The organism is Allorhizobium sp. nf9_anc (genome assembly GCF_056323085.1).
Genome location: NZ_JBWHZM010000003.1, coordinates 14,873 through 41,233 on the forward strand (window position 1 = coordinate 14,873; position 26,361 = coordinate 41,233).

Annotated in this window: 31 protein-coding genes and 1 pseudogene; 16 read left to right on the forward strand and 16 right to left on the reverse strand. The window is 56.5% G+C overall.

Features of this window, described 5'->3' with window-relative positions; genetic code table 11:
* Window positions 1–5 precede the first annotated feature (5 nt).
* The 9 genes from AC02Y0_RS23505 to AC02Y0_RS23545 are packed head-to-tail and all read right to left on the reverse strand — an operon-like array spanning window position 6 to window position 7,892.
* The gene (locus tag AC02Y0_RS23505) at window positions 6–698 is read right to left on the reverse strand and encodes a VirB8 family type IV secretion system protein (protein ID WP_476384469.1); all 693 of its coding nucleotides are present in this window, start codon (window positions 696–698) and stop codon (window positions 6–8) included.
* 39 nt (window positions 699–737) lie between these two features.
* Window positions 738–1,763 (reverse strand): TrbL/VirB6 family protein, encoded by a 1,026-nt coding sequence (locus AC02Y0_RS23510; RefSeq protein WP_476384470.1) that lies wholly within the window; start codon window positions 1,761–1,763, stop codon window positions 738–740.
* Between the two features lie 4 nt (window positions 1,764–1,767).
* Window positions 1,768–2,004: a hypothetical protein gene (locus AC02Y0_RS23515; RefSeq protein WP_037093750.1), complete on the reverse strand. Its 237-nt coding sequence runs from the start codon at window positions 2,002–2,004 to the stop codon at window positions 1,768–1,770.
* Window positions 1,997–2,695 (reverse strand): type IV secretion system protein, encoded by a 699-nt coding sequence (locus AC02Y0_RS23520; RefSeq protein WP_476384471.1) that lies wholly within the window; start codon window positions 2,693–2,695, stop codon window positions 1,997–1,999. The genes AC02Y0_RS23515 and AC02Y0_RS23520 overlap by 8 nt, the downstream gene beginning before the upstream one ends.
* Before the next feature lie 14 nt (window positions 2,696–2,709).
* Entirely contained in the window at window positions 2,710–3,801 is a 1,092-nt protein-coding gene (locus AC02Y0_RS23525) for a lytic transglycosylase domain-containing protein (RefSeq protein WP_476384472.1), read from the reverse strand.
* Window positions 3,798–6,257, reverse strand: a complete 2,460-nt coding sequence (locus AC02Y0_RS23530; protein ID WP_476384473.1) for a VirB4 family type IV secretion/conjugal transfer ATPase — start codon at window positions 6,255–6,257, stop codon at window positions 3,798–3,800. The genes AC02Y0_RS23525 and AC02Y0_RS23530 overlap by 4 nt, the downstream gene beginning before the upstream one ends.
* Before the next feature lie 3 nt (window positions 6,258–6,260).
* A complete protein-coding gene (locus AC02Y0_RS23535) occupies window positions 6,261–6,560 on the reverse strand; it encodes a VirB3 family type IV secretion system protein (RefSeq protein WP_081950740.1) in 300 nt (99 codons plus the stop codon).
* Window positions 6,560–6,907 (reverse strand): TrbC/VirB2 family type IV secretion system protein, encoded by a 348-nt coding sequence (locus AC02Y0_RS23540; protein ID WP_476384475.1) that lies wholly within the window; start codon window positions 6,905–6,907, stop codon window positions 6,560–6,562. Before AC02Y0_RS23540 ends, AC02Y0_RS23535 begins: the two co-directional genes overlap by 1 nt.
* 10 nt (window positions 6,908–6,917) lie before the next feature.
* Window positions 6,918–7,892, reverse strand: coding sequence for a lytic transglycosylase domain-containing protein (locus AC02Y0_RS23545; RefSeq protein WP_476384476.1), 975 nt, complete (start codon window positions 7,890–7,892; stop codon window positions 6,918–6,920).
* 159 nt (window positions 7,893–8,051) lie between these two features.
* Between AC02Y0_RS23545 and AC02Y0_RS23550 the strand changes: the two genes are divergently transcribed.
* Genes AC02Y0_RS23550 through AC02Y0_RS23575 form a run of 6 tightly spaced genes read left to right on the forward strand, consistent with a single transcriptional unit; the run spans window position 8,052 to window position 11,320 of the window.
* Window positions 8,052–8,660, forward strand: a complete 609-nt coding sequence (locus tag AC02Y0_RS23550) for a hypothetical protein (protein WP_476384477.1) — start codon at window positions 8,052–8,054, stop codon at window positions 8,658–8,660.
* A complete protein-coding gene (locus tag AC02Y0_RS23555; protein WP_112635885.1) occupies window positions 8,657–9,193 on the forward strand; it encodes a thermonuclease family protein in 537 nt (178 codons plus the stop codon). The genes AC02Y0_RS23550 and AC02Y0_RS23555 overlap by 4 nt, the downstream gene beginning before the upstream one ends.
* On the forward strand, window positions 9,190–9,894 hold the full coding sequence (locus AC02Y0_RS23560) for a thermonuclease family protein (RefSeq protein WP_476384478.1): 705 nt from the start codon (window positions 9,190–9,192) through the stop codon (window positions 9,892–9,894). Before AC02Y0_RS23555 ends, AC02Y0_RS23560 begins: the two co-directional genes overlap by 4 nt.
* Entirely contained in the window at window positions 9,895–10,299 is a 405-nt protein-coding gene (locus tag AC02Y0_RS23565; protein WP_476384479.1) for a hypothetical protein, read from the forward strand.
* Between the two features lies 1 nt (window position 10,300).
* Window positions 10,301–10,888: a hypothetical protein gene (locus tag AC02Y0_RS23570; protein ID WP_476384480.1), complete on the forward strand. Its 588-nt coding sequence runs from the start codon at window positions 10,301–10,303 to the stop codon at window positions 10,886–10,888.
* A gap of 9 nt (window positions 10,889–10,897) precedes the next feature.
* On the forward strand, window positions 10,898–11,320 hold the full coding sequence (locus AC02Y0_RS23575; protein ID WP_476384481.1) for a hypothetical protein: 423 nt from the start codon (window positions 10,898–10,900) through the stop codon (window positions 11,318–11,320).
* Window positions 11,321–11,344: 24 nt separating this feature from the next.
* Here the strand turns inward: AC02Y0_RS23575 and AC02Y0_RS23580 are convergent, their stop codons facing one another.
* Window positions 11,345–11,626 (reverse strand): hypothetical protein, encoded by a 282-nt coding sequence (locus AC02Y0_RS23580; RefSeq protein ID WP_476384482.1) that lies wholly within the window; start codon window positions 11,624–11,626, stop codon window positions 11,345–11,347.
* Between the two features lie 401 nt (window positions 11,627–12,027).
* Between AC02Y0_RS23580 and AC02Y0_RS23585 the strand changes: the two genes are divergently transcribed.
* Window positions 12,028–12,471 carry a GNAT family N-acetyltransferase gene (locus tag AC02Y0_RS23585; protein WP_476384483.1) on the forward strand — a complete coding sequence of 148 codons (444 nt, stop codon included), beginning with the start codon at window positions 12,028–12,030 and terminating at the stop codon, window positions 12,469–12,471.
* An 18-nt stretch (window positions 12,472–12,489) separates the two neighbouring features.
* On the opposite strand, the gene AC02Y0_RS23590 is transcribed toward AC02Y0_RS23585, so the two are convergent.
* The gene (locus AC02Y0_RS23590; RefSeq protein ID WP_476384484.1) at window positions 12,490–13,095 is read right to left on the reverse strand and encodes a TetR/AcrR family transcriptional regulator; all 606 of its coding nucleotides are present in this window, start codon (window positions 13,093–13,095) and stop codon (window positions 12,490–12,492) included.
* A 54-nt stretch (window positions 13,096–13,149) separates the two neighbouring features.
* Between AC02Y0_RS23590 and AC02Y0_RS23595 the strand changes: the two genes are divergently transcribed.
* Window positions 13,150–13,842 carry a DUF4336 domain-containing protein gene (locus AC02Y0_RS23595; RefSeq protein ID WP_476384485.1) on the forward strand — a complete coding sequence of 231 codons (693 nt, stop codon included), beginning with the start codon at window positions 13,150–13,152 and terminating at the stop codon, window positions 13,840–13,842.
* Between the two features lie 142 nt (window positions 13,843–13,984).
* On the opposite strand, the gene AC02Y0_RS23600 is transcribed toward AC02Y0_RS23595, so the two are convergent.
* The 3 genes from AC02Y0_RS23600 to AC02Y0_RS23610 form a co-directional block, all read right to left on the reverse strand.
* Complete coding sequence (locus AC02Y0_RS23600; RefSeq protein ID WP_476384486.1) at window positions 13,985–14,497, reverse strand: P-loop NTPase family protein; 513 nt, start codon at window positions 14,495–14,497, stop codon at window positions 13,985–13,987.
* Between the two features lie 88 nt (window positions 14,498–14,585).
* Complete coding sequence (locus AC02Y0_RS23605) at window positions 14,586–15,140, reverse strand: recombinase family protein (RefSeq protein WP_476384487.1); 555 nt, start codon at window positions 15,138–15,140, stop codon at window positions 14,586–14,588.
* 232 nt (window positions 15,141–15,372) lie between these two features.
* The gene (locus AC02Y0_RS23610) at window positions 15,373–16,332 is read right to left on the reverse strand and encodes a GlxA family transcriptional regulator (RefSeq protein WP_476384488.1); all 960 of its coding nucleotides are present in this window, start codon (window positions 16,330–16,332) and stop codon (window positions 15,373–15,375) included.
* 117 nt (window positions 16,333–16,449) lie between these two features.
* Here AC02Y0_RS23610 and AC02Y0_RS23615 point away from each other — a divergent pair, with 117 nt between their 5' ends.
* Genes AC02Y0_RS23615 through AC02Y0_RS23625 form a run of 3 tightly spaced genes read left to right on the forward strand, consistent with a single transcriptional unit; the run spans window position 16,450 to window position 20,050 of the window.
* On the forward strand, window positions 16,450–17,274 hold the full coding sequence (locus AC02Y0_RS23615; protein WP_476384489.1) for a DJ-1/PfpI family protein: 825 nt from the start codon (window positions 16,450–16,452) through the stop codon (window positions 17,272–17,274).
* Window positions 17,275–17,318: 44 nt separating this feature from the next.
* Window positions 17,319–17,867, forward strand: a complete 549-nt coding sequence (locus tag AC02Y0_RS23620; RefSeq protein WP_476384490.1) for a hypothetical protein — start codon at window positions 17,319–17,321, stop codon at window positions 17,865–17,867.
* 47 nt (window positions 17,868–17,914) lie between these two features.
* Entirely contained in the window at window positions 17,915–20,050 is a 2,136-nt protein-coding gene (locus AC02Y0_RS23625) for a TonB-dependent siderophore receptor (protein ID WP_476384491.1), read from the forward strand.
* Between the two features lie 220 nt (window positions 20,051–20,270).
* Here the strand turns inward: AC02Y0_RS23625 and AC02Y0_RS23630 are convergent.
* Window positions 20,271–20,498 (reverse strand): annotated as a pseudogene (locus AC02Y0_RS23630) (tyrosine-type recombinase/integrase); the annotation flags it as partial.
* A gap of 202 nt (window positions 20,499–20,700) precedes the next feature.
* Here AC02Y0_RS23630 and AC02Y0_RS23635 point away from each other — a divergent pair.
* A complete protein-coding gene (locus AC02Y0_RS23635) occupies window positions 20,701–21,126 on the forward strand; it encodes an ATP-binding cassette domain-containing protein (protein WP_476384492.1) in 426 nt (141 codons plus the stop codon).
* 22 nt (window positions 21,127–21,148) lie between these two features.
* Here AC02Y0_RS23635 and AC02Y0_RS23640 read toward each other — a convergent pair whose 3' ends face one another.
* Window positions 21,149–21,736 (reverse strand): alpha/beta fold hydrolase, encoded by a 588-nt coding sequence (locus tag AC02Y0_RS23640; protein ID WP_476384493.1) that lies wholly within the window; start codon window positions 21,734–21,736, stop codon window positions 21,149–21,151.
* Window positions 21,737–21,879: 143 nt separating this feature from the next.
* Between AC02Y0_RS23640 and AC02Y0_RS23645 the strand changes: the two genes are divergently transcribed.
* From AC02Y0_RS23645 to AC02Y0_RS23660, 4 genes are all read left to right on the forward strand, one after another.
* Window positions 21,880–23,622, forward strand: a complete 1,743-nt coding sequence (locus tag AC02Y0_RS23645) for an SLC13 family permease (RefSeq protein WP_476384494.1) — start codon at window positions 21,880–21,882, stop codon at window positions 23,620–23,622.
* A gap of 99 nt (window positions 23,623–23,721) precedes the next feature.
* Window positions 23,722–24,894 (forward strand): glycerate kinase family protein, encoded by a 1,173-nt coding sequence (locus tag AC02Y0_RS23650; RefSeq protein WP_476384495.1) that lies wholly within the window; start codon window positions 23,722–23,724, stop codon window positions 24,892–24,894.
* Window positions 24,895–25,009: 115 nt separating this feature from the next.
* On the forward strand, window positions 25,010–25,483 hold the full coding sequence (locus AC02Y0_RS23655; RefSeq protein WP_476384496.1) for an RNA polymerase sigma factor: 474 nt from the start codon (window positions 25,010–25,012) through the stop codon (window positions 25,481–25,483).
* Window positions 25,483–26,250, forward strand: a complete 768-nt coding sequence (locus tag AC02Y0_RS23660; protein ID WP_476384497.1) for an anti-sigma factor family protein — start codon at window positions 25,483–25,485, stop codon at window positions 26,248–26,250. Before AC02Y0_RS23655 ends, AC02Y0_RS23660 begins: the two co-directional genes overlap by 1 nt.
* Window positions 26,251–26,361 lie beyond the last annotated feature (111 nt).

Genomic DNA, 26,361 nt, shown 5'->3' on the forward strand with positions numbered 1-26,361 from the left:
ATATTTCACTGCTGACCTCCCGAGGTCACCGTTTCCTGATCACGGCGGTAGTCATAAACCTGGAAGCCCAACGGATTTTCGAAGCGCCATTCGTTGCGCTCAGGCGTATCCGTGTAGCGATAGCGAACGATAGAGATGAAGTGGCGCGTGATGACATCTGAATCAGAGCGCTCATGCGTCGAGAACCGGACGAGCGCCGTTGTCGTGTTGGGGAAGGTGACAGACTTTATGTCGACGGTGATCGACCTATTTTTGCCGAGCCGGCGAGCTGGATTGTCAGGGTTCGCGGCACTCCATTGGGCCTGGAGGTCGCGCGCTGCGTCGCCGGTGGAGAGCAAAGCTGCAATTCCAAAGTTCTGCTCGATGGCAAAAGGATCATAACCCTCGCGGGATCGAATGTAACGGACGACATTCGCCTGAGTGACCGCCTGCTGATCAGTGATGTTCGATGTTCGGGTCAGCCCTGTCTTGACCTCAATATAGCCAGTGTTCTTGTCGACCTCGACAATGTACGGCTCGAAGCTCTTGAGGGGCACGAGCATCACCAATGCGGAGAGCGACAGGATCGTAATGCCGCCGAAGATCAGCGTAATCAGCCAAGCGAACGCCTTAGACCGTTTGGCCTTCTTGACGATCTCTTGTTCCCAACGGTCCCCATCTTGAAAGTAGCTCCTGAGAGCGTCATTCGGATCTGCCATGAAATCTAGCCCTTACGTTACTCTCGAACACGGCACGCCCTACGAGGGCATACTGTTGTTGCTAATCCGGTTTTGCATCGCTTCTGCCGCAGCGTTTTGGAGATTGGTCTTCATACCGGCATGAGTTCTGGCACGCGCAGCCATACCGATCTCTCCTGCCTTTCCGGCTAGAGAACGGGTTCCATCCCATGCCGTCACAGGTAGCGCGACGCCCGAGGCATAACCGACGGATTTAGCGATTTGTCCGATGCCCGTTGCAACGCCTCCGGTAATGCCCTGTGCAAGTGTTTGGACATTGAAGAGAACAAATGCGCCGGCGGCACAGATCAGGATGAAAGCGGAGATATCGTCTAGCTGGATCTCGTTAGCGGATGCTGCCGCTGCGACCTTCTGCAGTTCTGCATCCATGGTGGTGATGAGGAAGGCAGCGACGACATATACAAATAATGGCATGAGAGCGTAGGTCAGAACCTGCTGGAACCAAGCCATCCCGTACTGACGGGTCGAATCAAACAAAAGGCAGGCAATGAAGATGGGTGCAGTTCCAAGCAAAACCCACATCATAACCTTTGCCAGCACCAAAATTGCGAGCGCTACCGCAATGAAAACGCCGACAGCGAACATGATCAAAAAGCCTATAAGGCCGGGTAGAATGGCAAAGTAGCCTGACTGCTCAGCAAATGCCGCCGCTGCGTCATTTGCCGTTTTCCAGATCATCGACAGGCCGTCGGTCGGTTCTGTGATTCCGGTACTGCTGGCCGTCAGGAGCGCCCGCCCAACATCCTCCGGCGTGTTGTTCAGCCAGTCGTAAAAGAAGGTCTGGAAGTTCCCCCACTGATTGATGAAAGCGACGATAATCATCATTCGCACGACGCGGCCGACGATCTCCGCGACGCTCACTCGCGCGGTCCCCATAACGAGTTGAAGTCCGTAATAGGCGACGTAGGCAATCAGCATGATTGTCAGCAAGGGCATGATCTCGTCGCCAACGACCTCATACGCCTGCTCCGAGAAATTCCGCCCTGCATCTTCAAGAGCCTCAAGCAGGCCGCCTAGAAAGTTCATGGGGTCACTGCTCTCCGCTTGCAGCGAAAGCGTCGATCGCCGCCAGCGCTTCCGATGGGTTGCCATTCACGCTGGTCATTGGGCCACATTCCTGTCGCGGATCCTCGGCGTAGGATGTGAGGTTTGCCGGCCTTTTGCATGGTGCAGTCTTCTCTTTCGGAGCACCGGCGCAGCCAGTTACGCCGGCAGCAACCAGAACGGAGAGGAGCACAAAGCCTTTCACTCGAAATGTCTTAGTCACCGTAGGTCAGCGCCTTCTTGGTATTGGAGATGTCGACAAGGCGGCGCTGGTTTTGAGCCTGCAGGGAGCCGACCGCCCCATTCATCACACCAATCATTTCGTTGATCGTCAGGCCGGTTTGAACCTGCAGCTGCGTGTTCTGATCGATAGACCCTTTGATGTCTTCAGCCTGGCCGATCTGCTGACCTGCCTGCTGGAATGCCTGTGTTCGCGACTGAACGGCCTGTTGCGAGCCGGTGACTAGGGCAGCAACTCCAAGGACGGTCTTCATCATCTCTTCGTAGGACTTGTCGCCGGAGAACGTGCTGTCCGCCTTGCCAGACAAGTTCTTTACTAGCTGAAGACCGTTGATGAAGGTGGTGGCAATCTGGCCGATGTCACCGCCCATGCTGCCGAAGTTCGGGACTCCGCCCTGCATGAGGCTGTCGAGTGACGGCATCTGAGAAACGCTGAACCCTTGACCAACGGCGAGGTTCTGCATGGGATTTGAAACGCTCCCGCGATCCCCCGTGACGGCATTAAGCGTCTCTTCTACCGTCTTCAGAACCTCCTTGTTCGTATCCAGGATCTGATCGGTCGTCTGAGAGGTTTCCGTTGCAATCTTCAGGTTGGCGCTGTCGATCACGGGAACCTGTGCATGCGCAGTAGACGCCATCGCTAGCGAAAACGCAGTCAGAAATGCTCTTTCCATGGCCGTTCTCCTTGTCATTCGGCGCTCAACATCAGCTTCATGTCAGCCTCTGGTTCGAGTTTTCGAACGCAGGCCTGTTCCTCCGGATTCCACTCAAGCTGCAGTTCCTTGTCGCAGAGGTCGGCTACCTCGCGATCGTCTTCCTTCTCGTCCCGCTTGTAGTCGCTGGACCGCGAAGACCCCGAGATTTCGCCAAGGTCGAGTGCGTTCTGCGAGTTCATAAGCTCTGCCATCGTCGTGCCGAGCCGTATGACCTGGTTCATCATTTCCAGGTTGGCGTTGCGGGCGCCCGAGTTATGGTCCCAACTGTCTTGGATGGTCCCGCTATCCATCTGACCGAGCTGCTGAAGCCAAGAAGCGATGTTTCCGCTATTCTTAGAAATTGATTGGCTGGTCGCCATCGAGTTAAGGGTCGCGTCTCGAGCTCCCGTGAAACCAGCAGTCCCCCCACCAAAGTTTTCAGGGATGTTCGAGACGTCGGAGCCGCCGAATTGTGGCATCCACTTGCCTCTGATCGCGGCAACATATCCCTGCGTTTCCTTGAAGGGAGGGATGCCGCCATACTTCCGGACGTTGCCTGGCCCCGCATTGTATGCGGCTAGCGCGAGGTTCGTATTGCCGTTGAAGGTGCGGAGCTGTTGCTTCAGGTAGCGTGCGCCGCCGCGAAGATTATCCTCGATGTCATGAGGATTGACGCCAAGATCCTTGGCCGTGCCCGGCATCAGCTGGGACAAGCCCATAGCGCCGACTGGCGACTTCGCGCACGGATTGAACCGGCTCTCCTGGTAGACGAGAGACATGAAGAGTGTTTCGTCTACACCTTCCTCGCGCGCCACGCGCTTCACGAGGCCGACAATCTCCGGATTGGCTTGTGCGGCCGAGGGAGCGTCACCTCCCCGCCCTGGCCGATACATCGAGCAGGTGACACTTTTGCTCACCGAATGCCGGCGACCGTCCGTTTCCTCGATCTGCTTGGTCGTTTCATTGCGCACCGCATCGGTGGACGTAAGGGCGCCATCCGTGACAGGAACCTGCGAGGAGGCGGGCAGCGCTGTTCCCCATGCCAAGGCTGCCACAAGCAGCGTCAGGGTCGGACTGTTCCTCATTCGGCCTTCTCCCATTCGCAGAATTTCGCCAACCAGTTTTCGGGTTCGTCTCCGTACTGCTCGCGAAGTGCGGCGCACTCCTCGATCGTCTCCTTGCGCCCTGAAAGCACCTTCACGAGATCCGGCATTGTCGACAGATCGAGGCGCGCGATGACAGAGTCATTGCCGTGCTTGATCAGGAAGGTTCTCTTTTCGGGAGGCGTGTTCTTGATGAACTTGAACTCCTTCACCGTCAGGCCGAAGCGCTTGATGTAGCTCTCTTCGTCAGCCCGTGGGTTCGGGAAGTGGATGTTGGTGGCCGACTGCTCAATGAGCGTGTGCGAGGCTTTGGATTTGGTGATGTCAGCGGCCGACTGCGTACCAAAGCCCACGATGCCGTTGAGCTTGCGGATCGTCTTCATCTTATCGACGATGAAGGCGCTGAACGTGTCGTCCATCAGCAGCTGCCAGCCTTCATCCATGAAGAACATGACGGGGTTGCCGTCCAGCAGCTCATCCAGCCGGTGGTATAGGTACATCAGCGCAGGGGTTCGCAACTCCTCGTTTCCAAGGATGTTGGTCATATCAAAGCCAAAGACGCTGTGACCCGAGAAGGACAGGACGTCATGGGGCGCGTTGAACAGCCAGGCCTTTTCGCCTTCTATCCAAGGCCGAAGCCGAGAGTATAGATCGTTGGCGTCGGCCTTAGACCGCCCCATTAGGAGACCGGCAAGATTGGGGAGATTTCGCTGAGCTGCCGGCTCTTGCATGATCCGGACGATTGCCTTTTCCAAGGTGTCCTCGTCCTCTTGCGTGAAGTCGGTGCGACGTTCACCGCGCAACATGGCCTTGAGCAGACGAACCAGAAACTCCCGGTTCTCGCCGGTGTTCTCCAGTTGCAGCGGGTTGAAGCCCGTGGGCGTTCCCGGAGACAGAACCTCATAGGCTCCACCGATCGCTCTGACGAAGATCTCAGCCCCCCGGTCCTTGTCGAAGAACACGGCTCGAGGCGTGGGTGAAACTCGCATCGCTTGAGCCAGGAGGAAGGTCAAACCCACGGTCTTGCCGGATCCTGTAGGACCAGTCACCGTGAAGTGCCCGATATCTCGACGGTGGAAGTTGAACCAGTAGGGGGTTTGTGAGGTCGTTTCCAGAATGGTGATCGGCAGGCCCCAATGGGTACGATCCGCTTGTCCAGTCGCGAAATTATGCATCGAGGAGAGGCCGGAGAAGTTGGCGCTCGACAGCATGGCGATGCGGGAGATGTAGGAGCGGTTTCCCGGCAGCTGCGCCCAAAACGCTGCTTCAAGGTTAAGATCTTCCCGAAGCCAATTGATGTTCATGTCGGTGAGGCACGCGCCAAGTTCGGAGACGCAGCGGCTCAGGCTTTCCAGATCCCTTGAAATGCACAGAAGCGAAAAATGATGGAAGCCGAATACAGCCTCCTGATTGAGGAGGCTGTTCAAAGCATAATCGATGTCGGATTCGACAGAGCTACCCGATTCGTCGGAGGCCTTGATTTGTCGTTGAAGGCGGCTGATCCGCTCTTGTGCGATCGGCTTGTCTGCAAGGGTGAAAGACTGTGTCAGGATGAACTCATGGTTCACCTGCAGCAACCCGTCCAACATGCCGGGACCAGTGAATGGAGGGTATTCCTTGATCGATAGAAGGGCGGCATAGCGGCTATCTTCTTCCACCGCCGCTTGTGCCTGCATCGTCCGCTTTGAAAAATGCAGCCGTGAAGTGCCGACGTAGTTGCGGATACCCATGCGCGGAAGCCGCATCTTTCGCGGCACACCGCAAGTCAGGATCGTGTTGAAGAACTCGCAGGGCTCAGAATACGGATCGCCCTTGCCCTCTTCTCCATCGATGTCCTTCTTCGCGGTATCGTCGGATTTCTTGCGATAAGTGATGCCAAGCGGCTTAGCGCCGTACTTGTGCAACTCCTTCACGATGTTCCCAACCAACTCTTCGAGGTCCGTCACATCTTCACGGGTTGCTTGAGCCCTGGCCTCTTTGTTCGAGCGTTCAAATATCCGCTTCAGGGAGTCCCCGAGGCCCAGCGCCCCTTTCATGCCCGAACGCACGATCGTCAGGTAGATTTCGTTCGTGAACATCCGCTTCTTGCGGAGCTGGTCCATGTAGCGATCGTTCAGGATCTCGCAGAAGGATGAATCGAACGAACCGCCGATTTCGGTCTCGACTTCACGCCGGATTACGGTCGACCAAAGGGAATAGCGGCTTGAACCCAGGGCCCGGATCATCGTGTTCTGGACGACAGAACGCATGTTCAGCTCGGCTTGGTCCTCCGTCTGGAAGAACAGGCCATTGAGCTTGATGACGCTGATCAGGGTTCCATTCTCGAGCCCGATGACCGTGTCAGACACATGCCGCATGTAGGGGATGTGAACGGACATAGGCCGCTCGTTGCCGGCGACCTTCCCAAACCCAAGCTCTTCCTTGACGACTTTCAGCATCTACTATGGTCCGTATGAGTTGGTGCCCCAAAAGCGCTTGTTGGGCGTCCTTGGCGTCTTGCGGGATGTGACCTGCAGGACGTCGAGAATCTTGCTGTCCCAGGCACAAAGCGAGAAAAGGACAAGGTAGGCGGCTGGCGCGATCAGCAGTGCCGCCAGATGGTTCGTCACCAGCCACCCAATGATGGTCACGCCGATGATCAGGACGACCGCCATGTAGGGCACGCCCCATAGCGTCGGAGAACGGGTCAAGCCGATCACCAACGGCGTCAAAGCTGGCTTCTCGTCCTGAAAATCGCTCATCAGCCGCCGCCTACCGACGAAATCATCTGGTCAACGATGGCAGGGGCGCCGAACACGAGACCGATGCCAATGACGACGGCTCCAGCCGTGAACCACGAGAGCCTGCCGGCAAAGGCAAGGAAGCCGAGGCCAATCACGGCGATGATTGCCATCAGACGTCCGAAGGGGCCGGTGATGAAGTCAACGATCATCTGCACGGCTGTCTGAAGGGGGGCGAATGCACCGCCGCCGCCACCGCTTGCCTGTGCAAGCGCTTGGTGAGCGCCTGCAACTTGCAGGGCTGCCACCAAGCCAATGACGGCTACTGCCTTCAATGCCCCGGAATGCCGGGAAACGACATGTCTCATAGTTCTCTCCTTAAAAATGCATCACGCCGCCGACGAACTTGCCGGTCTTCTCCACAGCGATGAGTCCGGCATCGCTGGTGTTCTTTGCCCCCATGTCTCGGCCGATCCCGTTCGCCTTCCGTTTGCCGGTTGGCATCGGTAGGCCAAGCTGGAAATTCACGACCTTTGCGACATAGCCGACGGTTTCTTGGAACGGGGGGACGCCGCCATACTCGTAGATGCGCCCCTCGCCGCTGTTGTACGCAGCCGCAACGAGAAGCGGGTTCTGGAACTCATCGAGGAGGAAGCGCAAGTACTTCACCCCGCCCTCGATGTTCTGGGCAGGGTCGCAGATATCCTGAACCCCGAAGCGAGCCGCGGTTGCCGGGATAAGCTGCATTGGTCCGCGTGCGCCTTTCGGTGAATTGCGGATCTCATCGAAGCGGCTTTCGGCCCAGGCAATCGCAACCGCGAAGCCCTCATCGACGCTGTATCGACGCGCGGTAGATGCAACCAGCGCTTTAATCTCGTCAGGTAACAGGGGCGACGGCCCGCACTCTTCAACGAGAGTTCCGGCCCCTAGATTTTCGGGGGTATCAATAGATGTAGTGTCTAGAGTTGGAGTTTGGACAGGATCAATGCGGCCTGTGGCGCGCTCTGAGACATCAAAATACGCGCTGACAGCCGCATCAATTTGATGCCCTTTGGCGCCCGCGTCGTTCGGCGCTGTTACGCCAAAACCTTCGGCTCCGCCCTTCGTGACAACACCGTTTGCACCAAGGACGAATTCCTTCTCTGATGTCTCGCCACCGCTCCAGCGATCTTCGAAGTTTGTGACAAGAGATTCCTCGTTGACTGTCACAGAACCGTTGTAATTGCTGGAATTACGCCCTGACGTGGCTAGGTCTTGTGACGCAGCTGTATTGGCAGCGAGCAGCACGGATAATGCTGCGCTAGTCAGGGTTCGCGGGCCTAGATACCCTGCATAGACAGTGTTTTTATCCATCGCACCCGCCCGTCAAACGGTGTTGTGATCGCCACGAAAACCGACTAGAGTTAATGCACACATGATACCGATTTGATGCACTCTTACAAGTTTTCTGATCGGTGTTAAACCCTATTTTGCAGGGTCAACAATCGCACTACGGATGGTTAGGGCTAGATTATGAAACAGGCCATCATTCCCGCGCTTCTAAGTTGCGCATTGGCAACACAAGCGCTTGCCGCTCCTGTGGTGAACAAGGACTACATCAGGTCGCTGGCGGCGCCGGGCAAGACGGTTCTTGTCGTCGAGTATTACGACGGGACCGGCAAAGTCGCTGACCGCAAAGGTTACGCTACGGCCAATGGCTTCAAGGCTATCTCGGCGACTGAGTTTCGCGTCGATGAATCGACAACGTTACATCTGTATGGCGTTCAGCCCTGCAACGGCGATCTGGTCAATCGCGCGGAGGACTATTCCGGGACTTGCGAGGAGTTTGGTACGCAGCAGCTGCAAACGATGCTGCAGAGCCCCAAGGTTCTGTTCTGCAGGGCCTTCATCAGCGAGCAGACTGCCCCCGTTCAGGATGTCACTTGCTACGGCTACTATAATTATCCTGGAGCAATGGACACGGTTGATAATCTTGAGGAGCAGCTTCTGTCGTTGGGAGCGGTTCGTCTGACTAAGAAAGCCGATGGCTCATTCGAACGTCCGGATCTTACGGAAGCTCAGGAGATCGGGCAGAAGGGCTCCTTCGGGATGTGGGCCGATCCCCGGGTGAAGGCGCAATGAAGCTTGCCGCTGCACTCGTCGCGACCCTACTGCCCTTTGCCGCCAATGCCGCACCTGAAGGGTACTTCGATCTTGCTCCCGGCATTACCTTGGAAACGGGGGACACCTGGATCTCGAATGGAGAACGGTTTCGTCTCTACGGCATCCAGTCCTGCTTGCGCGGCACTGCCTACACGGATGGTCAGGGCAATAGACAAGATTGCGGTGAGGCATCGCTCGCGATGTTGGCGGCCTATATCAAGGATACCAAACCGATATGTGCGCCCGTGGCGAAGCTTAATGGCATCTCATATGTCGTTTGTTACGCCACGGTTGGCAGTCAACGTCTCGACCTCGCGCAGGTCATGGTGACGAGCGGCTATGCATTCGCCGCCTTGAAGACAGACGGTCTCCCTTATCATGCCCCTTACGCGATAGCCGAGCAGCTCGCTCAGCAAAAGAAGGCCGGCCTTTGGCAATTCTCCGACGTTCAGCATCCTTCTATCCTGCTTAGTCGTGAGGCGAACCAACGATCGAGGAGCACCCAGCCATGAGAAGCCGCCTTATCATTGCTATCGCCGCAAGTTCTTTGGCTCTGCCGGCGTTGGCAGCCGATCCTATCTATCAGAACTGGCACGCATTACGTGGCCAGGCTGCGCCTCCCGTTGCTGCAGCTGTTCGGTTGCCGACATTCAAAGGCCCTGTGGCCGTTCTCGACGGCCGCACGCTGTGGTTCGGCATGCTTGGCAATGGCTATAAAGTTAGGTTGGCTGGCATCGACACCTGCGAGCTTCCCCAATGGGCTTTGAACCCAAAGTGGATCAACCGGGACAAGCAACAAGCTCCAACCCCTGTCCCTTGCGGTCCCTTCGCCAAGGCTTGGCTGAAGAGGACTGTCGGAAACAGGCCCACAACTTGCGTCGGTTTGGCCTACGCGAACGATGGCATACCCGTCGCACAATGCACGACTAACGGTGTGGATCTCGCCGCAGAAATGCTGCGCGTCGGTTGGGCTCGTCTCGATTCCCCTTACATCAACGCCCAGTATTACGCCTATCAGACCAACGCTATGGCCGCCCGGTATGGGATGTGGGGGACCTACGTCTTGGACATGAACGAATGGCGCCGCAAAGCCGTCGACAAGACGCTAGATCGGAATCCGATTGCCGACTTCAATCTACTGGCCGAGCGGAAAAGCGAGATCTCTCCTCCTTTTGCTGATGCGCGAAACAAGCCGAAGAGGACAGACCGATAGTTGCCAGACCTCGCACATATTGCGACCTCTCTCGCAACGGATCCCTTGGCTGGCTTGCTGCTTGCCATCCCCCTTTCGATCGCCCTGATCATCCCGGCGCAAAAACTCTGGTGGATCCACGCGCCGCTTGCGATTTCCCTTCTCATTCTGTCGCTGGCCTTCCACGACAAGCGCCATTTGTCGTTCGACAGCTACCTGGTCGGGCTCTTCGCCTTCGCCGCCGTTTCTCGGGATATCCCCAACCAGCCACTGCTCTATCGCATCGGCATTTCCTGGTTTGCGTCCTTCGCCCTGATTTCGGCTGTCATCTACGCTGCGGGCGAACGCATCCAACACAGGATTCCGTTCGAAAGGCTCCTTTCCGAGCCGGCAATTTCAGCAGCATTGATCAAGAGGGACACCTAATATGAAACCAGTGATTTTTGCCGTAGCCGGTCTCGCGGCTCTTGCCATGTCTCAAGCTTCTGCCAAGGCCGAAGATGCCTCATGGGGTTGCCAGATTCTCTTGTGCGCAGCCTCACAAAGCCCGTCCTGGCATGGCGTCCCCTACTGCGTTCCCCCGATGAAAAGGCTCATATCAGCTATGGCGAAGCCCGGCTTCTCCTGGCCGATCTGCCATGAAGCAAAAGCCGGAAAACCCGGCTATGAACCTTACGAGGAATGCCCTGCCGGCATGACCGCCGTTTCCTCCCGCACCGACGGGGATCGGTCGTTCTTGGGCCGAGATGACAAGGATCAGTGCACGAAGACCCTCAACCAGTGCAGCAACCGTGCCGCCTTCCGCACTCAATTTGGTGACAAACGCGACAACGAGCGCAAGGGTGTTACGATCCGGCAGATCAACCAGAACAACGACAATGATGTTTTCAACCGAGACAATGGCTGCATGGTGCAGATCACTCAGCCTCGCCCTCGCCGCGCCGATCCCTATTACTTCGACATTCCGAACGATAAGGGCGTCAAGCAGCGTGCTTGGTTCAACCTGAATGACTGAGTGGATCACATGAACAGCAACATTCTCATCGTAGCCGCCGCCGGCATCGGCATTCTCGCAGGTGCAGGCGGTACTTACCTCATCATGCCGGAGCCCGAGCCGGTTGTTCGGGCTCCCACTGACGCGGAGATCGCGGCCCTCATCGCAGCCAATCCCTCCTTAATTCCCGAACCTCCGGCCCCTGTGCTCGATGAGCCGACAGAGGAAGAGGCCCTTGCCGCATATCGTAAAGCATATGCCCGCAACCCTCTGAGAACAGGCCGCGGCGAAGCCGATGTGACCCTTGCCTTGGGAGAGTGTGACGAGAACGGCAGTGGCCCAGGCGTGTCATGCGTAGCGGTTATCAAGAGGAATCCTAATGCAGCTCCTCTCGATCGCGTCATTGGATTTGTCAAGTCAGCGTCCGGCGAGTGGGTTGCCACCAACTACTGATCTCGGCCAGATGCCTGTTGCTCGTCAAGGCCCCGGCAGTGAGATGGAGCCTGAAAAAAGAAGCTCCATTTCCTCAGGGTTTAGGCTTCCCTTGGAGGCAATCAGATACCCTGCCACGTAAAGCAGCTTCTGATTTCTCTCACCCGGATCTGACGGCGCGTGCCCGATGATATCCATACGTGCCTTCGCTTCTTGATCCATGTCAGCGCCGCCCCCGCCGTTGATGGCCGCCAGGTAGAAGGTCCGGTGACGTTCGACCTTCACGGACAATGGCTCGTTGGGTTGCAGCTCAAGCTTTTCTGTCATCTTTCCCTCTCCACAAGCGCAAGCGACCACTCCTTGACCTCCCGAAATCGAAGGGAGGGCAGGAGCCCCGCTCCTGCTCCCGAGCTCGTGCGGAACAGCTGGAGAGAGGGGGACAAGCGCTAAACCGGAGGGGGATCACCCACCCGGAGGGCCGAGACGGATTTCATGGAAATGCGGCCGGTGCTGCAGGCCGCAGGCCGAAGCATGGGGAGACCGGTTTAGTGCTTGTGGGGGAGAGAGGGCAGAGCGCCTTTCTCCCCTCTAAGTGCGTTGAGTGAAGTCGCCTTTCGGCCCATTGCGGTCACAGGCCGTCGGGTAAATGGTGGTGAGATTTCTGGTTTTGCTGCCATTCAGGATACGCTCTACATGTTGGGTAACGCGCTGGATTGTTGCAGAAACAGATGCAGATCATTTTTCGCCCTCTTGCTCGCAATGACCTTCAGGTCCTCCGCATATGGTTTGAGGACGCGGAGCTGTCGCGCCGGCTGTCATTCCCGACCGATGAATGGTTTGCCTATGTGACCGCTGGTGCGGATGCTAGCTGTTGGGTGGCGCTTTACGCAGGCAGGATCATTGCCCTTATGCAGGTCGATCGAGAAGATTCAGACAAAGGATGTCTCGACCTGGCAGTAGATCCGAGTCTCAGAGGGCAAGGATTTGGAACGGCGGCACTCACGGCGTTTCTGTCGGGGCCCGGAACAGCCTACGCGATACTGGAAGGACGTATAGCCCCCAACAACGCTGCCAGCATAGGAACCTGTCGCCGTTGTGGCTTTCAAATTTTGACCGAGCCCGATGCAGATGGGTTGCTGGTCGCCATTTATCATCAGCCTCGGAGTGCGTAACGCACTCTGATGCTGGTCTTAGGATTTCCGCGACAAGACGCCTCGCCGCGATGAACGCTCCCCGATGCCCTCAACGACAACACGGATGATGTGTCTGATTTCGTCCTCGGTGAACTGCCCGCCGGCGAGGACTGAAAGCATCGCCTGCCCGTAGATTCCAAGAAGAACCAGCGCCATGAAATTGGGGTCGTCATCCTTGCGAATGACACCCTGCCGTTGGCCGAGTATCAGAATGTCCCTGACAAGCCGCTGGAACGATGGTCGATCGGGCGGCGGCTCAAGGGATGGCCGTTCGACCGGAGCAAGGGCCAGCTTCGCAAGCGAAGGGTTCGCCAAGCACCAGCGGGCGCTGTCGAGAAAGACGCTTTCGAGCAAGGGAAACACATCGCCGCCGGCCTCTATTCGATCGCGGTAGGGCGCGTCGTTTGCTTCCACGCGGGCTATGAGCTGCGAGGCGATTTCGTCTTTCGAGGCGAACAGGTTGTACACGGTCTTGCGAGTCAGGCCTGCCCTCATCGCGATTTCCTCAACGGAAGTGGCGGCAAATCCCTTCTCCCGAAACGCCGCGTCGGCAGCATCGAGGATGAGAATTCGGGACCGTTCCGTTCGCTTCGGGATTGCCATATCTACACAATGGTATAAATTTACACTTGTGTAAACATTTTTGGGGCAGCCGCCATGCTAGAGGAGTTCGGCCCGAATATCTGGATCACGGACGGGCCAACGGTCACGGCGGCGGCCGGATTTCGCTATCCCACCCGCACGGCCATCATCAGGTTGACCAATGGCGATCTGGTCCTTTGGTCGCCAACGGCGCTTACGGACGATCTTCGCGCCGAGGTCGAGACATTGGGGGCGGTCCGCTATCTGGTCCCTCCCAACTCCCTCCATCACACATTCCTTGCTGACTGGCAGCGGGCATATCCTGACGCCACGGTCTATGCACCGCCCGGCCTGCGGGAGAAGCGCAATGATATTAGGTTCGACGGTGATTTCAGCGATGGCCCTATCGCGGCATGGGCAGGGGAGATTGAACACGCGATCATGTGGGGCAACTGGATCACGACAGAAGTCGTTTTCTTTCACCGCCAGAGCGCGACCGCGATTTTCACCGATCTGATTCAGCAATTCCCGCGCGGATGGTTCAATGGCTGGCGGGCGCTTGTTGCCCGACTGGATTTGATGACCGCCGCTGAACCTACGGTGCCGCGGAAATTTCGGATCGCCTTTACCCACCGACACGCCGCGCGTGAATCTCTACGGCGAATTCTGGCATGGCCTACGGAAAAGGTGATTTTAGCGCACGGCCCGCCGATCAGCGATGAGGGGCAAGCGTTCCTTCGCCGCGCGTTTCGCTGGTTAGATGACTAGGGACAGATTCCACCGCCCGTCGCAAAAATCCCAGTTAAAGCGACACTTGTTTTCCTGACTTTTGCGAAGTCGCAGAATAGGGAGTTTCGCGGCAGCCACAATGTCCGGTGTTGGCGCTTCTGCGTCATGACGGCCGTCGGCCCTAAGCCGCCATTGATCGGATGGTTTCCACGTGATCGTCTATTTCGGTACGGCTTTTTAGAAGCGCCTTGTTCCCGATGAACGCATCGAACAATTTCTTATGTGACGCGTAGCTGGTTGAGGAGTTCTCGCGCTCACGGTATTCGAGCACCCAATCGATCAGCTCTCGGAAGTTTTCCTCACTGCCTCCTCCTTGTATGCCTCTAGCCGTGATATTCGCTACGCATTCGTCTTCCGGCAAATCGATCCATATGAGGCTTGTGGCTCTTTGAAGGACAGCGTTAGCCAGCCAGCCATACACACCCTCCATGAGCCATTGATCGGCCGTCCCCGCCTCAACGACTTCATTGAAAACAAGTTGGTTGTCTCGTGCAGTGCCGTACTGACCTGGCAACCAGCGGAGGTCGTCAAAATGAATCGCAGGTCGATGCAGGATGCCGCTGATTTCTCTTGCCAACCACGTCTTGCCTGTGCCGCCGTTGCCGAAGATGAGTATCCGCTGGAGATGTTCCATTCGCATGTTCTCCTGTCAGTCGATCGAATTCTGGGAAGCGAAACCAAAAAGCTAAAGTCCGCAAATGGCGCGAGGCCGCCATCTCGCCCTACGATGAAGCGGCTTCTTTAAGGGCTCGATACACGCTCGCCCGACCTATGTTCAGCGTCTTGGCAATTTCCGTTGGTCCCATCCCGTCGGATTTAAGTCGGTGGATCTCAGCAACATCAACATGGGGCTTCCTGCCTTTGTAGACCCCTCTGCTTTTAGCGGCGGCGATGCCTTCCATCTGTCGTTCTCTGCGAAGGTTCGTCTCGAACTCAGCAAACACGCCGAGCATATCAAGGAAGGCTTTGCCGGCCGCCGAGCTGGTATCGATCGGCTGTTCCGTCGCCTTCAGCGTCACCCCTTTTTGCTTGAGCAGCCGTACGATATCCTGAAGATCTCCGACTGACCGCGCCAGCCGGTCGACCCGCGTCACGACCAGGCTGTCGCCGTCGCGCATGAATTCAAGAAGCGTGTTAAGCTCCTTCCGATCCTGCTTGGTCGATCCGGATTTCTTTTCCGCCCGGATGACCGTGCACCCGGCCGCCTTCAGAGCCGCCTCTTGGATCGCCAGATCCTGATCGATGGTGCTGACCCGCGCATACCCGTAAATTGCCATGAAACGTCTCATTAGGTTCTAGACCTTCAATAAGTGACGTCTCATTACTTCAAAATCAACCCAAATGATACACTTGTTTGTGTCTCACGGAGATTGTCTCAGGAGGTATACCTGTTTGGTCGGAGTAATCCTAAACAGGTCAATTTGTTTGGCAAACAAGGATGCCTCACACCATTGCGACGTCGATCAGCAGCTTTTTATTTAAAGAGAATTTTAGCGGCCGACCTTTAAGTCACCGCCGAATACTGATTGTAGAGACCAAAGCCTCCCTCCGTACAGATTGTGGAGGCTTCCCGAACGCCCGAATGAACGCACGTCGCATTCTTTCCGCGTCACCAAAACCAGTCTTCTCCGCGATGTCTTCTATCCGTTCGCTGGACGACTGAACGCGTTCACGCGCCACTTCCAGCCTTAGTTTCTCGACTGCTTTCGTTGGTGTTGATCCTGTTTCCGATTTGAAAATCCTGACGAAGTGTCTGGAGCTCACGCCTGCTTTCTCCGCCAGGATTTCGACGGTTAGGCGCTTATCAAGATTTTCTCTGATCCAGGAAAGCAGGCCGCTGAAGCGGCCGTCGGCTGATTTGAACTCGAGGAGTGAAGAAAACTGAGACTGTCCTCCGGGTCGCTGGTGGTAGAGAACGAGATACCGGGCGACCTCCCTTGCTAGGTCTGCTCCATAGTCTTCTGCTACGACCGCAAGAGCCAGATCAATGCCCGCAGTGACCCCACCGGACGTCCAGATGTTGTCATGACGCAGAAAAATGCGGTCCGGATTCAGCTTTACCATGGGGTAGCGTGACAAGAATTCTGGAGTGCTGGACCAGTGCGTGGTTGCCTCATAACCATCGAGTAGCCCCGCTGCTCCGAGTACGAAGGCACCCGTACAAACGCTGGCGACCTGGCGCTTGCTCCTGGCTACCCGTTGAACGAAATCTAGCGTGTCTTGGCAGTCTAGAACCGCTCCGGTCCCATGGCCGCCCACGACCACGAGCATAGAGATCTCTTCCACGTGCCCCGGAAAACCGCTTGCGATCACTTCGATGCCACAGGAGCTTCGAACCGGTCCAGGCTGTTTCGCAATCATGCGGATGTTCACGTTCACCCCTGCCAAACGCTGGGCAAGTTCGAAAACAGCTGCCGGTCCTGTCGCGTCCAGCAGCTGAAAATCAGGGAAGACAAGAATTGCAATCATCGCAATGTCCAAAAACGAGGGAAATATGCCATTTCGGCTCCTTCCTGTACATGCAAGAAAGGCGCTTGCAAGGCGGCAACAGCCATTGCGGTGATAATTCATTCAGGAGTGCAGAAATTGATCGATATTGATCGGCGGACCTTGACCAAGCTCGCTCTCCTAGCCCCCTTCGCTGCAATGCCAGCCGCAGCTCAGGAGCAAGTTCAAGGGCACAATCACGGAATTCCCGATCTGGGACCGGAGTTGAACAAGGTGCCGTGGGTGGGAAACGAGGTCATCGCGATGCTTGTCTACCCCGGCATGACGATCATGGATCTGGTCGGGCCACATTGCATGTTTGGCGGGCTGATGGGCGCAAAGATCCACATCGTCGCCAAGACGCTTGACCCGGTGACCAGCGATGCCGGTATGACTGTCGTTCCGGACACGACATTCGAAAACTGCCCGAAGGATTTGACCGTGCTCTTTGCCCCAGGAGGGACGGATGGCACGCTGACAGCAGCAACCGACCCGGATACGATTGGGTTCTTCAGAGATCGCGGTCAGCGCGCCAAATATATCACCAGCGTATGCTCCGGCTCCCTTATCCTTGGCGCTGCTGGTTTGCTGGAGGGATACAAAGCGACCTCGCATTGGTCGTGTCGCGATGCGCTTGCGGGCTTTGGCGCAATTCCTACCGATGCTCGCGTCGTTCGAGACCGGAACCGGATCACTGGAGCCGGCGTCACTGCTGGGCTCGATTTTGGGTTGTCCATGGTCGCGGAACTGCGCGATCAGACCTATGCCGAATGTTGTCAATTGATGGGAGAGTACGATCCGGATCCGCCGTTTAACGCCGGATCGATGCGGACAGCTTCGGAGAATGTCAAGAAGGCTACCATGATGATTGTTGCAGGGTTTTCCGAGCAGGCGGCTGCGCTGGCGTCCAAAACCAAGCTCTAGGCGATCGAATGGGGCGTTGGTCGGGGGCATTTCGGGTTCTGCGCATGTTAGCCGATCGGCTCCTAAGGTCGTGTCTGGCTGATGGTCTCGATGACATCGTAAAACAAAGCTTCAAGATCTTTGGTGGCAAGTCGGCGCTAGTCTACCCCCCAAGAAAGCCGCTCCCGGCTGCTCCACGTGGCGGCGTGTCGGCCGGTGGTCGGGGTATAGCCATCTTCGCTGTCATCCTGTTGGTATTGTGGCAGATGCTCGCGATCCAATCCGTCAGGGCTGGCGATAACTCGTCACATCTTGACGCATTCGGTAATCCACTCTGCATCACCACGACTGACAATAAAAAAGCGCCGGTAGAGCAAAAGACGCTCCCCATCTGCTGCGTTTCTGGCTGTCAAATGGTGGCCGACATCACACCGGTTGAACCTGAGACGGCTCGCCTCCATCACAAGCTGGTTCTTCCTGGCGCTGAAACAAAACAGGAACAAACTGTTCAGCCACCACCCCGTGATCAGCAAAAATATGGCCCCCGTGCTCCTCCGACGGCACATGTGAGCTTTGGCGAAGTGTATTCGAAAGAACGTGGGCTGCGTGCGTAACCGCATGCACATCCCCTTCATCCCATCAAAAAGTCGGAACAACACCCATGTCCAAATTTATGGTCACGTTTCTGGTGACCACCTGCCTTACTACGCAGGTCTCGTCGATCGCCTTTGCTCAATCCCAGACCGAGACGATGCTTGAACCCATAATTATCGAGGGGGTCAAATCCGACCGCATCACCGTCACGACGGCTGGAGACGTTGACGGATATCGGGCGCTGACGTCGAGCAGCGCCACTATGACCGATGTTCCGCTCAAGGAGGTGCCCAAGTCTGTCCAGGTGGTGCCGCGCAGCGTTCTGGACGATCAAGGCGTCACCTCCATCAATGAAGCATTAAAAAATGTCAGCGGAGCCGTCGGGCAGCCTGCCCTCCAGACGCCGGCTTACAACGCCAGCTACATTCGTGGCTTCCTCGCCGACCAGTACATCGACGGCATGTCGACCTACCTGAATACTGGCGATCCAAATTCCATGGTCGATATCGAGCGTATCGAAGTGCTGAAGGGAGCGTCATCAATTCTGTACGGCGGGGGAGCGGGTGCCGCACCGGGCGGTATTATCAACATCGTTTCCAAACAGCCGACGGACGAGCGCTTTACGGAAATCGGCGGAACCATCGGCAGCAACGGCTACTACGCGCCCTATTTTGATATCAATCAGCCCCTCAACAATGAGGGCACGATTCTCTCCCGGATGACGGGAACATATGTAAAATCGGGTTCCGACGTCGATGTGATCGACACGGACCGCTATTCATTCAATCCGACCATCACGTTTGCAAGAGATGAAGATACCAAGCTGACCCTTCAGGCTCGCCTTTCCAGGTGGGAACAGCAGGAATATCAGGGCTTGCCAACCTACGGCACGGTTGCAGGGCCGTTTCGCATTGATCGTGACCTCTTCATCGGCAATCCGAACGTTCCGGACAGCTCATCAGACGCAAAATCCATCACCGCCACTTTTGAGCATCGGTTTGATGAGACGTGGTCGAGTACGACGAAGGTTCGCCTTGGACGGTACGATTACACCCAGCGGTCCCAGATCTTCATTTCCGCGACCCCTGACCTTGGGTCTTCAACATGGTCTCTGGCAAACTATATGGGAGATGATAGCTACGACGAGTTTTCCGTGTCGTCCCACATGCTTGGGGAATTCGATACCGGAGCGCTCGAAAACAAGCTTCTACTCGGGGCTGACTACAGCAGCATCAAAGAAGATTTGACCAGCAGTTTCGACTACTATGTCGGATCGGTCGACCTCACCAATCCGGGAAACTGGCCCGATTTCACCACTCCGGTCTCCGCGCCGACAGTCCAGAACAACCAGTATCGGACATATGGTGCATTCGCACAGTTGCAATCTACCTACGCTGACCGACTGCATGTCCTTGGAAGCCTGCGGTTGGCTCGGGTGGAAATCGACCAGAACTCGACTGCCACGGGCGAAGACTATACCGGCAAGACGAAACTTCTTCCGCAACTCGGCGCGGTCTACGATCTCACAGATCAGGTTTCGATCTTCGCAGACTACGGTCAAGGGATGAAAGGCAATCCGCTTTATGCCTACTCCGAACAGGCACAGCCGGAATTTTCGCGGCAGTATCAGGCGGGCCTGAAGTTTGAATTCGACAACGGCTTCTCGGGGAGTGCTGCGATTTTCCAGATCGAGCGTGAGAATGTGCCCGTTCTCGACACTAGCACCCTGTCCACCTTCCTGCCGATCGGCAACGATCGATCCCGTGGCGTGGATGCGGAAGTGACCTGGCAGCCAGACGATCATTGGAAGATCATTGCGAACTATGCCTATGTCGATGCTGAGCTTACCAAGGATATCCCGGATGCCGCAGCAGGCAATAAACTGATCATGATACCTCGTCACTCTGGAGGCGTCTGGGCCAGCTATTCATTCGGCGAGGACGGCCCACTTAAGAACTGGACGGTCGGCGCTGGCCTTCATGCGGCATCAGGCGCATACGCAAATCCGTCGAATACCTACAAGACAGAGAGTTATGTCACGGCTGATGCAGCAGTTGGCTATAAGAAGAATGGGTTTTCCGCCAACCTGGTCGTTAAAAACCTGACAGACGAGAAATACTATCTCCCGTATCAATATCTCACGTATGGGGTGGCGCCAGCAGCCGGAAGATCGGCGTTTCTCACGATTTCGCAGCGGTTTTGATTTCCGACCTTGCGTGTGCCGCATTCAATCTGCCTATGGGAGTGGCCTCAAGTTCGAGGCGACTCTCGTTCGATTGCTCGAACCTTTCAGGGCAATCGTTGCTAAAGCCCTCAATTTGGTTGCCTGGTGAGGGGCAAAAGACAAGATGGACCTTTTTCAGGATGCACAGCTTTGAGGAGAAATGGGGCAAGTGATTAACAGAGATGGTTGGATTATGTCCTTAGTCTAGAAGGCGGGAGGCTTTGCCGCTTCGGCGTTGAGCGTGATTGTAATATTCCGACGCCTGCTGCACCGAGCGATGGCGCGATTGCTCCATGGCTTCGGGAAGCGGAATTCCGCGATTGGCAGCCTCCGTCAGATAGCCTGAGCGAAGACCGTGGGCGGAAAACTCGGCCGGGTCTAACCCAGCCATTGTGGCGCGCTGCTTGACGATGTCGTTGAAGGATGATGCTATTTCGCGGCCGGGTTCGCCCAGTTTCAGGCATTTGTTCAACCGCAGACGCCACTCCTGCCGAAAAACGCTTGTTCAGCCGGCACAGTCAGGCGATCATGCCACCAAGAGGCAGGCCACACGGGGAATGTCGGGTAGCATCCGAATTGATCTGCCCAGAGCAGCGCTACGATAACTTTTTATTTGACTTGAGATTTCGATGACAATCATGAACATAACCGCCTTAGGCGTGACCCTTGGCGAGCCTCTTTTTAAAGATCTGAACCTGACAATTTCCAAAGGAGACCGCATCGGGCTGGTGGCAGCGAACGGGCGCGGGAAGACGACCCTTCTCGAATGCTTAGCTGGCCGTTTGGACCCCACCACCGGAGACATTGTTCGTGCGCGCGGATTGCGTATTGGATACGTTGTACAGAATTTGCCCGAGGAGGCACACGCTCAAACGCTATATGATTGGGTAGTGGCTGGTCTCCCTGCTGAACATGCGGAATATGAACGCTGGCGTGTAGATGTGGCGCTTGATGAACTTAATGTCCCATTTGATCTACACCATCGACCACTATCTGAGTTGAGTGGTGGATGGCAAAGAACCGCGATGCTGGCAGCAGCTTGGGTCACCTGTTGATTATGGCTCGGCTCCTTTCCCTTCAAGAGAAGGACATCATACTCGATGTCCTCGGAAGGGCGGGCCATCCCATAATCAACACCCGCAGGACCGGGCGCCGCAGTCTGCCGGGGCTTCGTTCAGTATCGCCCAGCCCCTCGGGCCAGACGACATCGGTCCTCGGCAGGCAGAACCAGCCAGGTGCCGCAATGTGCAATCGTGCGACCTTGTGCGGGTACAGCATCGCAAAGCGGTGGGCGAGTTGGGCACCTCCGGAAAAGCCGAAGAGTTCGATTTTGCTCTGTGCAAGTTCGGCCCGGTGCAGAAGGTCGAGTAGCGCCAGGTCGGGACGGCATGCGTCGATGCGTTGAAAGCTCGGCCAGTTCTTGCTGTCCAACAGCGGCACAAGCAAAGCTCGACCCTGTGCGGCAGCGAGAGGCTGAAACGCGGACCAGATGGCTTTTGCGTTGCGCGAAATGCCGTGCAACGCGACCAGAGGCACCCCGTCTTCGTAAACGGCGGGTAGGAACCTTGCGGTCGTTCTGCGTCTGCCATTGCGTACGGTTAAGCAAGGGCAGAGATCTTGCCGCTTGGCCCCAAGGCTCAGCAGGTCTGGTGCAGCACTTTCCACGAAGTCCTCCCGAATGGTTCTGCCGGCAAAACGTTCGGGTCCCAGTTCCTATTCCATGAAAGTTTTATGACGATCTTTTCGAGCGACCGGGAATAGAACGTTTGTCTGCACGTTAATGCCTGTGAACAGAACAGGAGAGATCCATGACCGCGGGCGCAATGAGGCTGACTGGTAACGTATCTGGCGGTGTTCTGGGCCGTCGTGGAATAGACTGGCGTGCAGCTGCTCTCATCCTTTGGCCATTGCTGGCTGCTATCGCAGTGACCTGGAGTTTCTGGGTGCTCCCTGACAATCTTGCCCCTGGTGCACGTATGGCGCTGATCATTACCGTGCTGGCTCTGATTGGCTGGGTGGGGACACCCTTGCCCGAGAGCCTGGTGGCCCTCGCCAGTGCAGTGGCGCTTGTGCTCACCGGGGTCGTCGGCGAAAGCCAGCTCTACTCGGTTTTGGGTTCCGATCTCGTATGGTTGCTGTTATCGGCTTTCGTAATCGCAGCTGTTTTGAAGGAATGCGGTCTGGCAGAACGCATGATTGCGCCGATCCTGTCCGCCCGTCCGGCTTTCTTATTGTTTGCTTTTACAATGGCTCTGGCTATCGCGCTCACCGCGTTCGTCCTGCCGTCGACATCAGGCAGGGCGGCACTGCTCCTTCCGGTATTTCTGGCAATTGTCCCGCATCTTCCTGACGAAAAGCTTCGCCGGCCACTGGCATTGCTGTTCCCGACTGTGATCCTTTTGTCCGCCGGCGGCTCATTGATCGGTGCAGGCGCACATCTCGTCGCCGTCGAAGCAATCGTCGCAACCGGTGGCGCCCGGTTGAGCTATATTGATTGGATCACGATCGGCGCGCCTCTTGCACTGCTTGCGTCTGCCTCCGGCGTCATTTTGATCCTGCTCTTGTTTGTACCTCGGAAACTCTGGTTGCAACGTCTGCAGGGGGGCATAAACAGCGGTGCCATGACCAGTCGTCAATACCGCGTGCTTGCAGTTGTGTTGATGTTGGTCGGGCTCTGGTTGAGCGAGCCGCTTCATGGGCTTGGTATGGCACTCGTTGCCGTTATTGGCGCTTTGGTTCTCCTCACCAGACCGTTCACAGACAGCAAGACGAAAGACGTCTTCCGCGCGGTTGATGTCGAGCTTATTCTCTACATGGCGGCCACGACCCTGATCGCACAATCGATGACCCAGACTGGAGCTGATCGATGGATGGCCAAGCAAGCTATGGGTCTATTGCCAGGTGACATGGCAACGAGCAGCGCCGCGATGGTCGTGGTTGTCGCCGTCTTATCAATTGCTGCGCACCTCTTGATCGCGTCCCGGTCTGCAAGGGCGGCAGTCCTTGTTCCTGCAGTGGCACTTCCCGTCGCAGGCTTGGGACACGACGCAACATTGATGATCCTTGTCGTGGTGATGGGTAGCGGCTTTTGTCAGACACTGATGGCAAGTGCGAAGCCTGTGGCAATTTATGGAACGCGCGAGGAGGCGGGCTTCACCCAGGGTGATCTCGCCCGTCTGGCGCTTCCGCTTGCTTTGTCCAAACTTTGCCTCCTGGTGTGTTTTGCTCTTTTCGTGTGGCCGCATCAGTTCGCGGGTGCAGTCACGCATCGAGATATCGGTACGAAAGATGACAAGATCACAATTGGGACGCCCCAAAGCGCTTCTCCGATCCGAGCCATCACTGACGCAGATGTCGAAACCGCTGACCGAAGACAACAGCTTGTCGAGACGCCCAAGGCGATAGTTGATAATGAGAAAACATCTATCTCGACGTCGAAACCGAACAAGCCAAAGCCTAGACCGGCAAAACCAAAGATGAGCAAGCTCGAGCGAGGAATATTGAGTATAATCAAAGAAATTAGGCGCGATCTTCGACGCTTTTTCAAATAGTGATCAGACCTCGTAAAATGCGGGGTTTTTTCGACATTTATGGAATAGATTAAACGATGAAACGTTGTTGTCGCATAACCTTCACATAAGGAGACTGCGATGACCTTGACTATCCTTGTTGCACCCTCGGGCTTTAAAGAATCTCTGTCTGTCGATGACGTCACACGCGCAATCAGTGACGGTATTTGTAGGGCATTGCCGAATGCTCGAATTTTGGCGGCTCCCATGGTTGACGGTGGTGAAGGCACAGTGAAGGCGCTCATTCGAGCCACTGGCGGTCACATTGTTGTAGCGCGTGTGCTGGGGCCGGTTGGCAAACCAGTCGACAGCTTTTTTGGTATCATGGGCGGTGACGGTCCGAAGACGGCGGTGATCGAAATGGCTGCGGCGGCGGGTCTGTCCCTTGTGCCCCGCGATATGCGCAATCCGATGCTGACGACCTCCTATGGCGTCGGACAACTGATCCTTGCTGCCCTTGACCACGGAGTTGAGCGGATACTGGTCGGTTGCGGTGATAGCGGGATCAACGATGGTGGGGCGGGTCTTGCTCAGGCTCTTGGCGCAAGGTTGCTCGACGCGCATGGCTGTGAGCTCTCCTTTGGGGGTGGAGCGCTCCTTAACCTTTCAAGCGTGGATCTGAGCGGCCTTGATCTTCGGCTTTCGAACGTCCAGATCGACGCCGCCGTCAATTGGCACAATATGCTGCTCGGTGAAAAGGGTGTCGCCAGAGTGTTCGGTCCGCAGAAAGGCGCAAGCCCCGAGCAGGTTGAAGCTCTCGATCGGGCGATGTGCCGTTGGGCGAATTTTATTGAGCGAACCACCGGGCATGACGTCGGTACTGCTCAAGGGGCTGGGGCATCGGGCGGTCTGGGCGCAGGCCTCATCGGATTTGCTGGCGCAACCCTTCATCCGAGGTTCGACATTATCTTGAACTACCTTGAGTTCGATAGGCTCTTGGCTCAGGCCGACCTCGTCGTTACGGCGGAGGGCAGCCTTGATGGCCAAAGCCCTTATGGCAAGGTTCCCTGTGAAGTCGCTCGACGCGCCGAAGCGCAAGGCATCCCGACGATCGCACTTGCGGGGACGATTGGACGTGGCGTGGATCAGACCTTCGCCCATGGCATCTCAGCATTCGCTTCCATCCTGAAGCGCCCTTGTACGCTCGAAGAGGCCATCCGCGATGGAGAGAAATTGCTCCGGCGCGCTTCGGAAGACGCTATAAGAATGATGGCCGTCGGGCAGAGGCTGTCTAGCCGCTGGTTCGCGGCATGAGCTCGAAGTCGCGTTGCTCACCGGTCTGGGACGTGTACGGTCACTCGGTCAACTTTGAGGGCGTGTCACAATGAGGCGAGAAGCTGACCACGCCTTCCGGCAAGAGTTGGTGGCAATGGTGCCCAAACTGAGACGCTTTGCATATGGCCTGACGGGCAATATGCAGGATGCTGATGATCTGGTTCAGGGCGCCTGCGAGAAAGCGCTGAAGAATTTTGGCCAATTTCTGGTTGGTTCACGGCTGGACAGCTGGCTTTACCGCATTGTCCAAACCCTCTGGCTCGATGGTCGCCGCAAGCAGAAAGTCCGCGGCACTGCTGTAGATCCCGAAGTCGTTGAACTCTCCGATGGCGGCTATTCTGCAGCCCTCCCTGAGGATCGGATGATGCTTGATAAAGTGCGAGCCGCGATGGACTTGTTGCCCGAGGGCCAGCGTGAAGTTCTGGCGCTGGTGGCGCTTGAGGGTCTAAGTTATCGTGAGGCAGGTGAAACACTGGATCTGCCGTTGGGAACGATCATGAGTAGGCTCTCTCGTGCCCGCGCGACACTTCTCAATATTCTGGGCCCCACGCAAGGAAGACGCCAGTGATGCGCAAAAAAGAGATCGATCAGATGACACTGATGGCGTTCGCTGATGGTGAGCTTTCTCCAGAAGACGCGGTCGAAGTCGTGATGCACCTTGCCGATAATCCCGAGGATCAGGCCTATGTCGATGACCTGATGGCATCGAATATCGCCATTGCGAAAACCTATGCAGGGCCTGCCATGGAAGCGACGCCGCCGCGCTTTGAGGCGTTGATCCTCGGCAGGGGCAAAAGCACCAGGCCATTGGCCAGTAAGATTTCCCTGTTCAAACCTCGAGATGTGTTCAGGCTTTTGGCAACCGGGATTGGTTCTGCCGGCTTGGCAGTCGCAGCGACCCTGGCTGCAGTTTCAATCCTCTCTGGCGATCCGGCTGGAATAAATACAGGCCCGATTGCGACCGGAACAGCGTTTGAACATGCTCTGACGACGACGCCCACCGGAGGAGCTTCCGAGCTGCCAGGGGATGGCGAGTTTCTCGTTCTTTCGACCGTCAAAACTCAGAACGGTGCATATTGCCGTGAATTCGAGGTGCGATCGACCAAGTTGCAGCAGACACGGATTGGCCTCGCTTGCAGAGAAAACGAGACGTGGACGGTAGACGGTTTCGTCGCTGAATATCAACAGGGTATCCCAGCTCAAGTGGCAGGATATGCTCCCGCATCCGGAGATCAGTCAGGCTTGGCAGACCACTGGTTGGAGCGACGTGGCCCCACTGAGGTATTGTCGATTCTCGAGGAGAGTAAGCTGCTCGCTAACGATTGGAGACCATGATCGAGCTGTTATTAATCAAAACCCTGCTCGGCTGAGAGCTGATTGGTTCTGTTCGACTAGCAGATCCCGGTCGACAGAGGTTCCGGCTTTGAGGAAGTTCATGGTCATGAC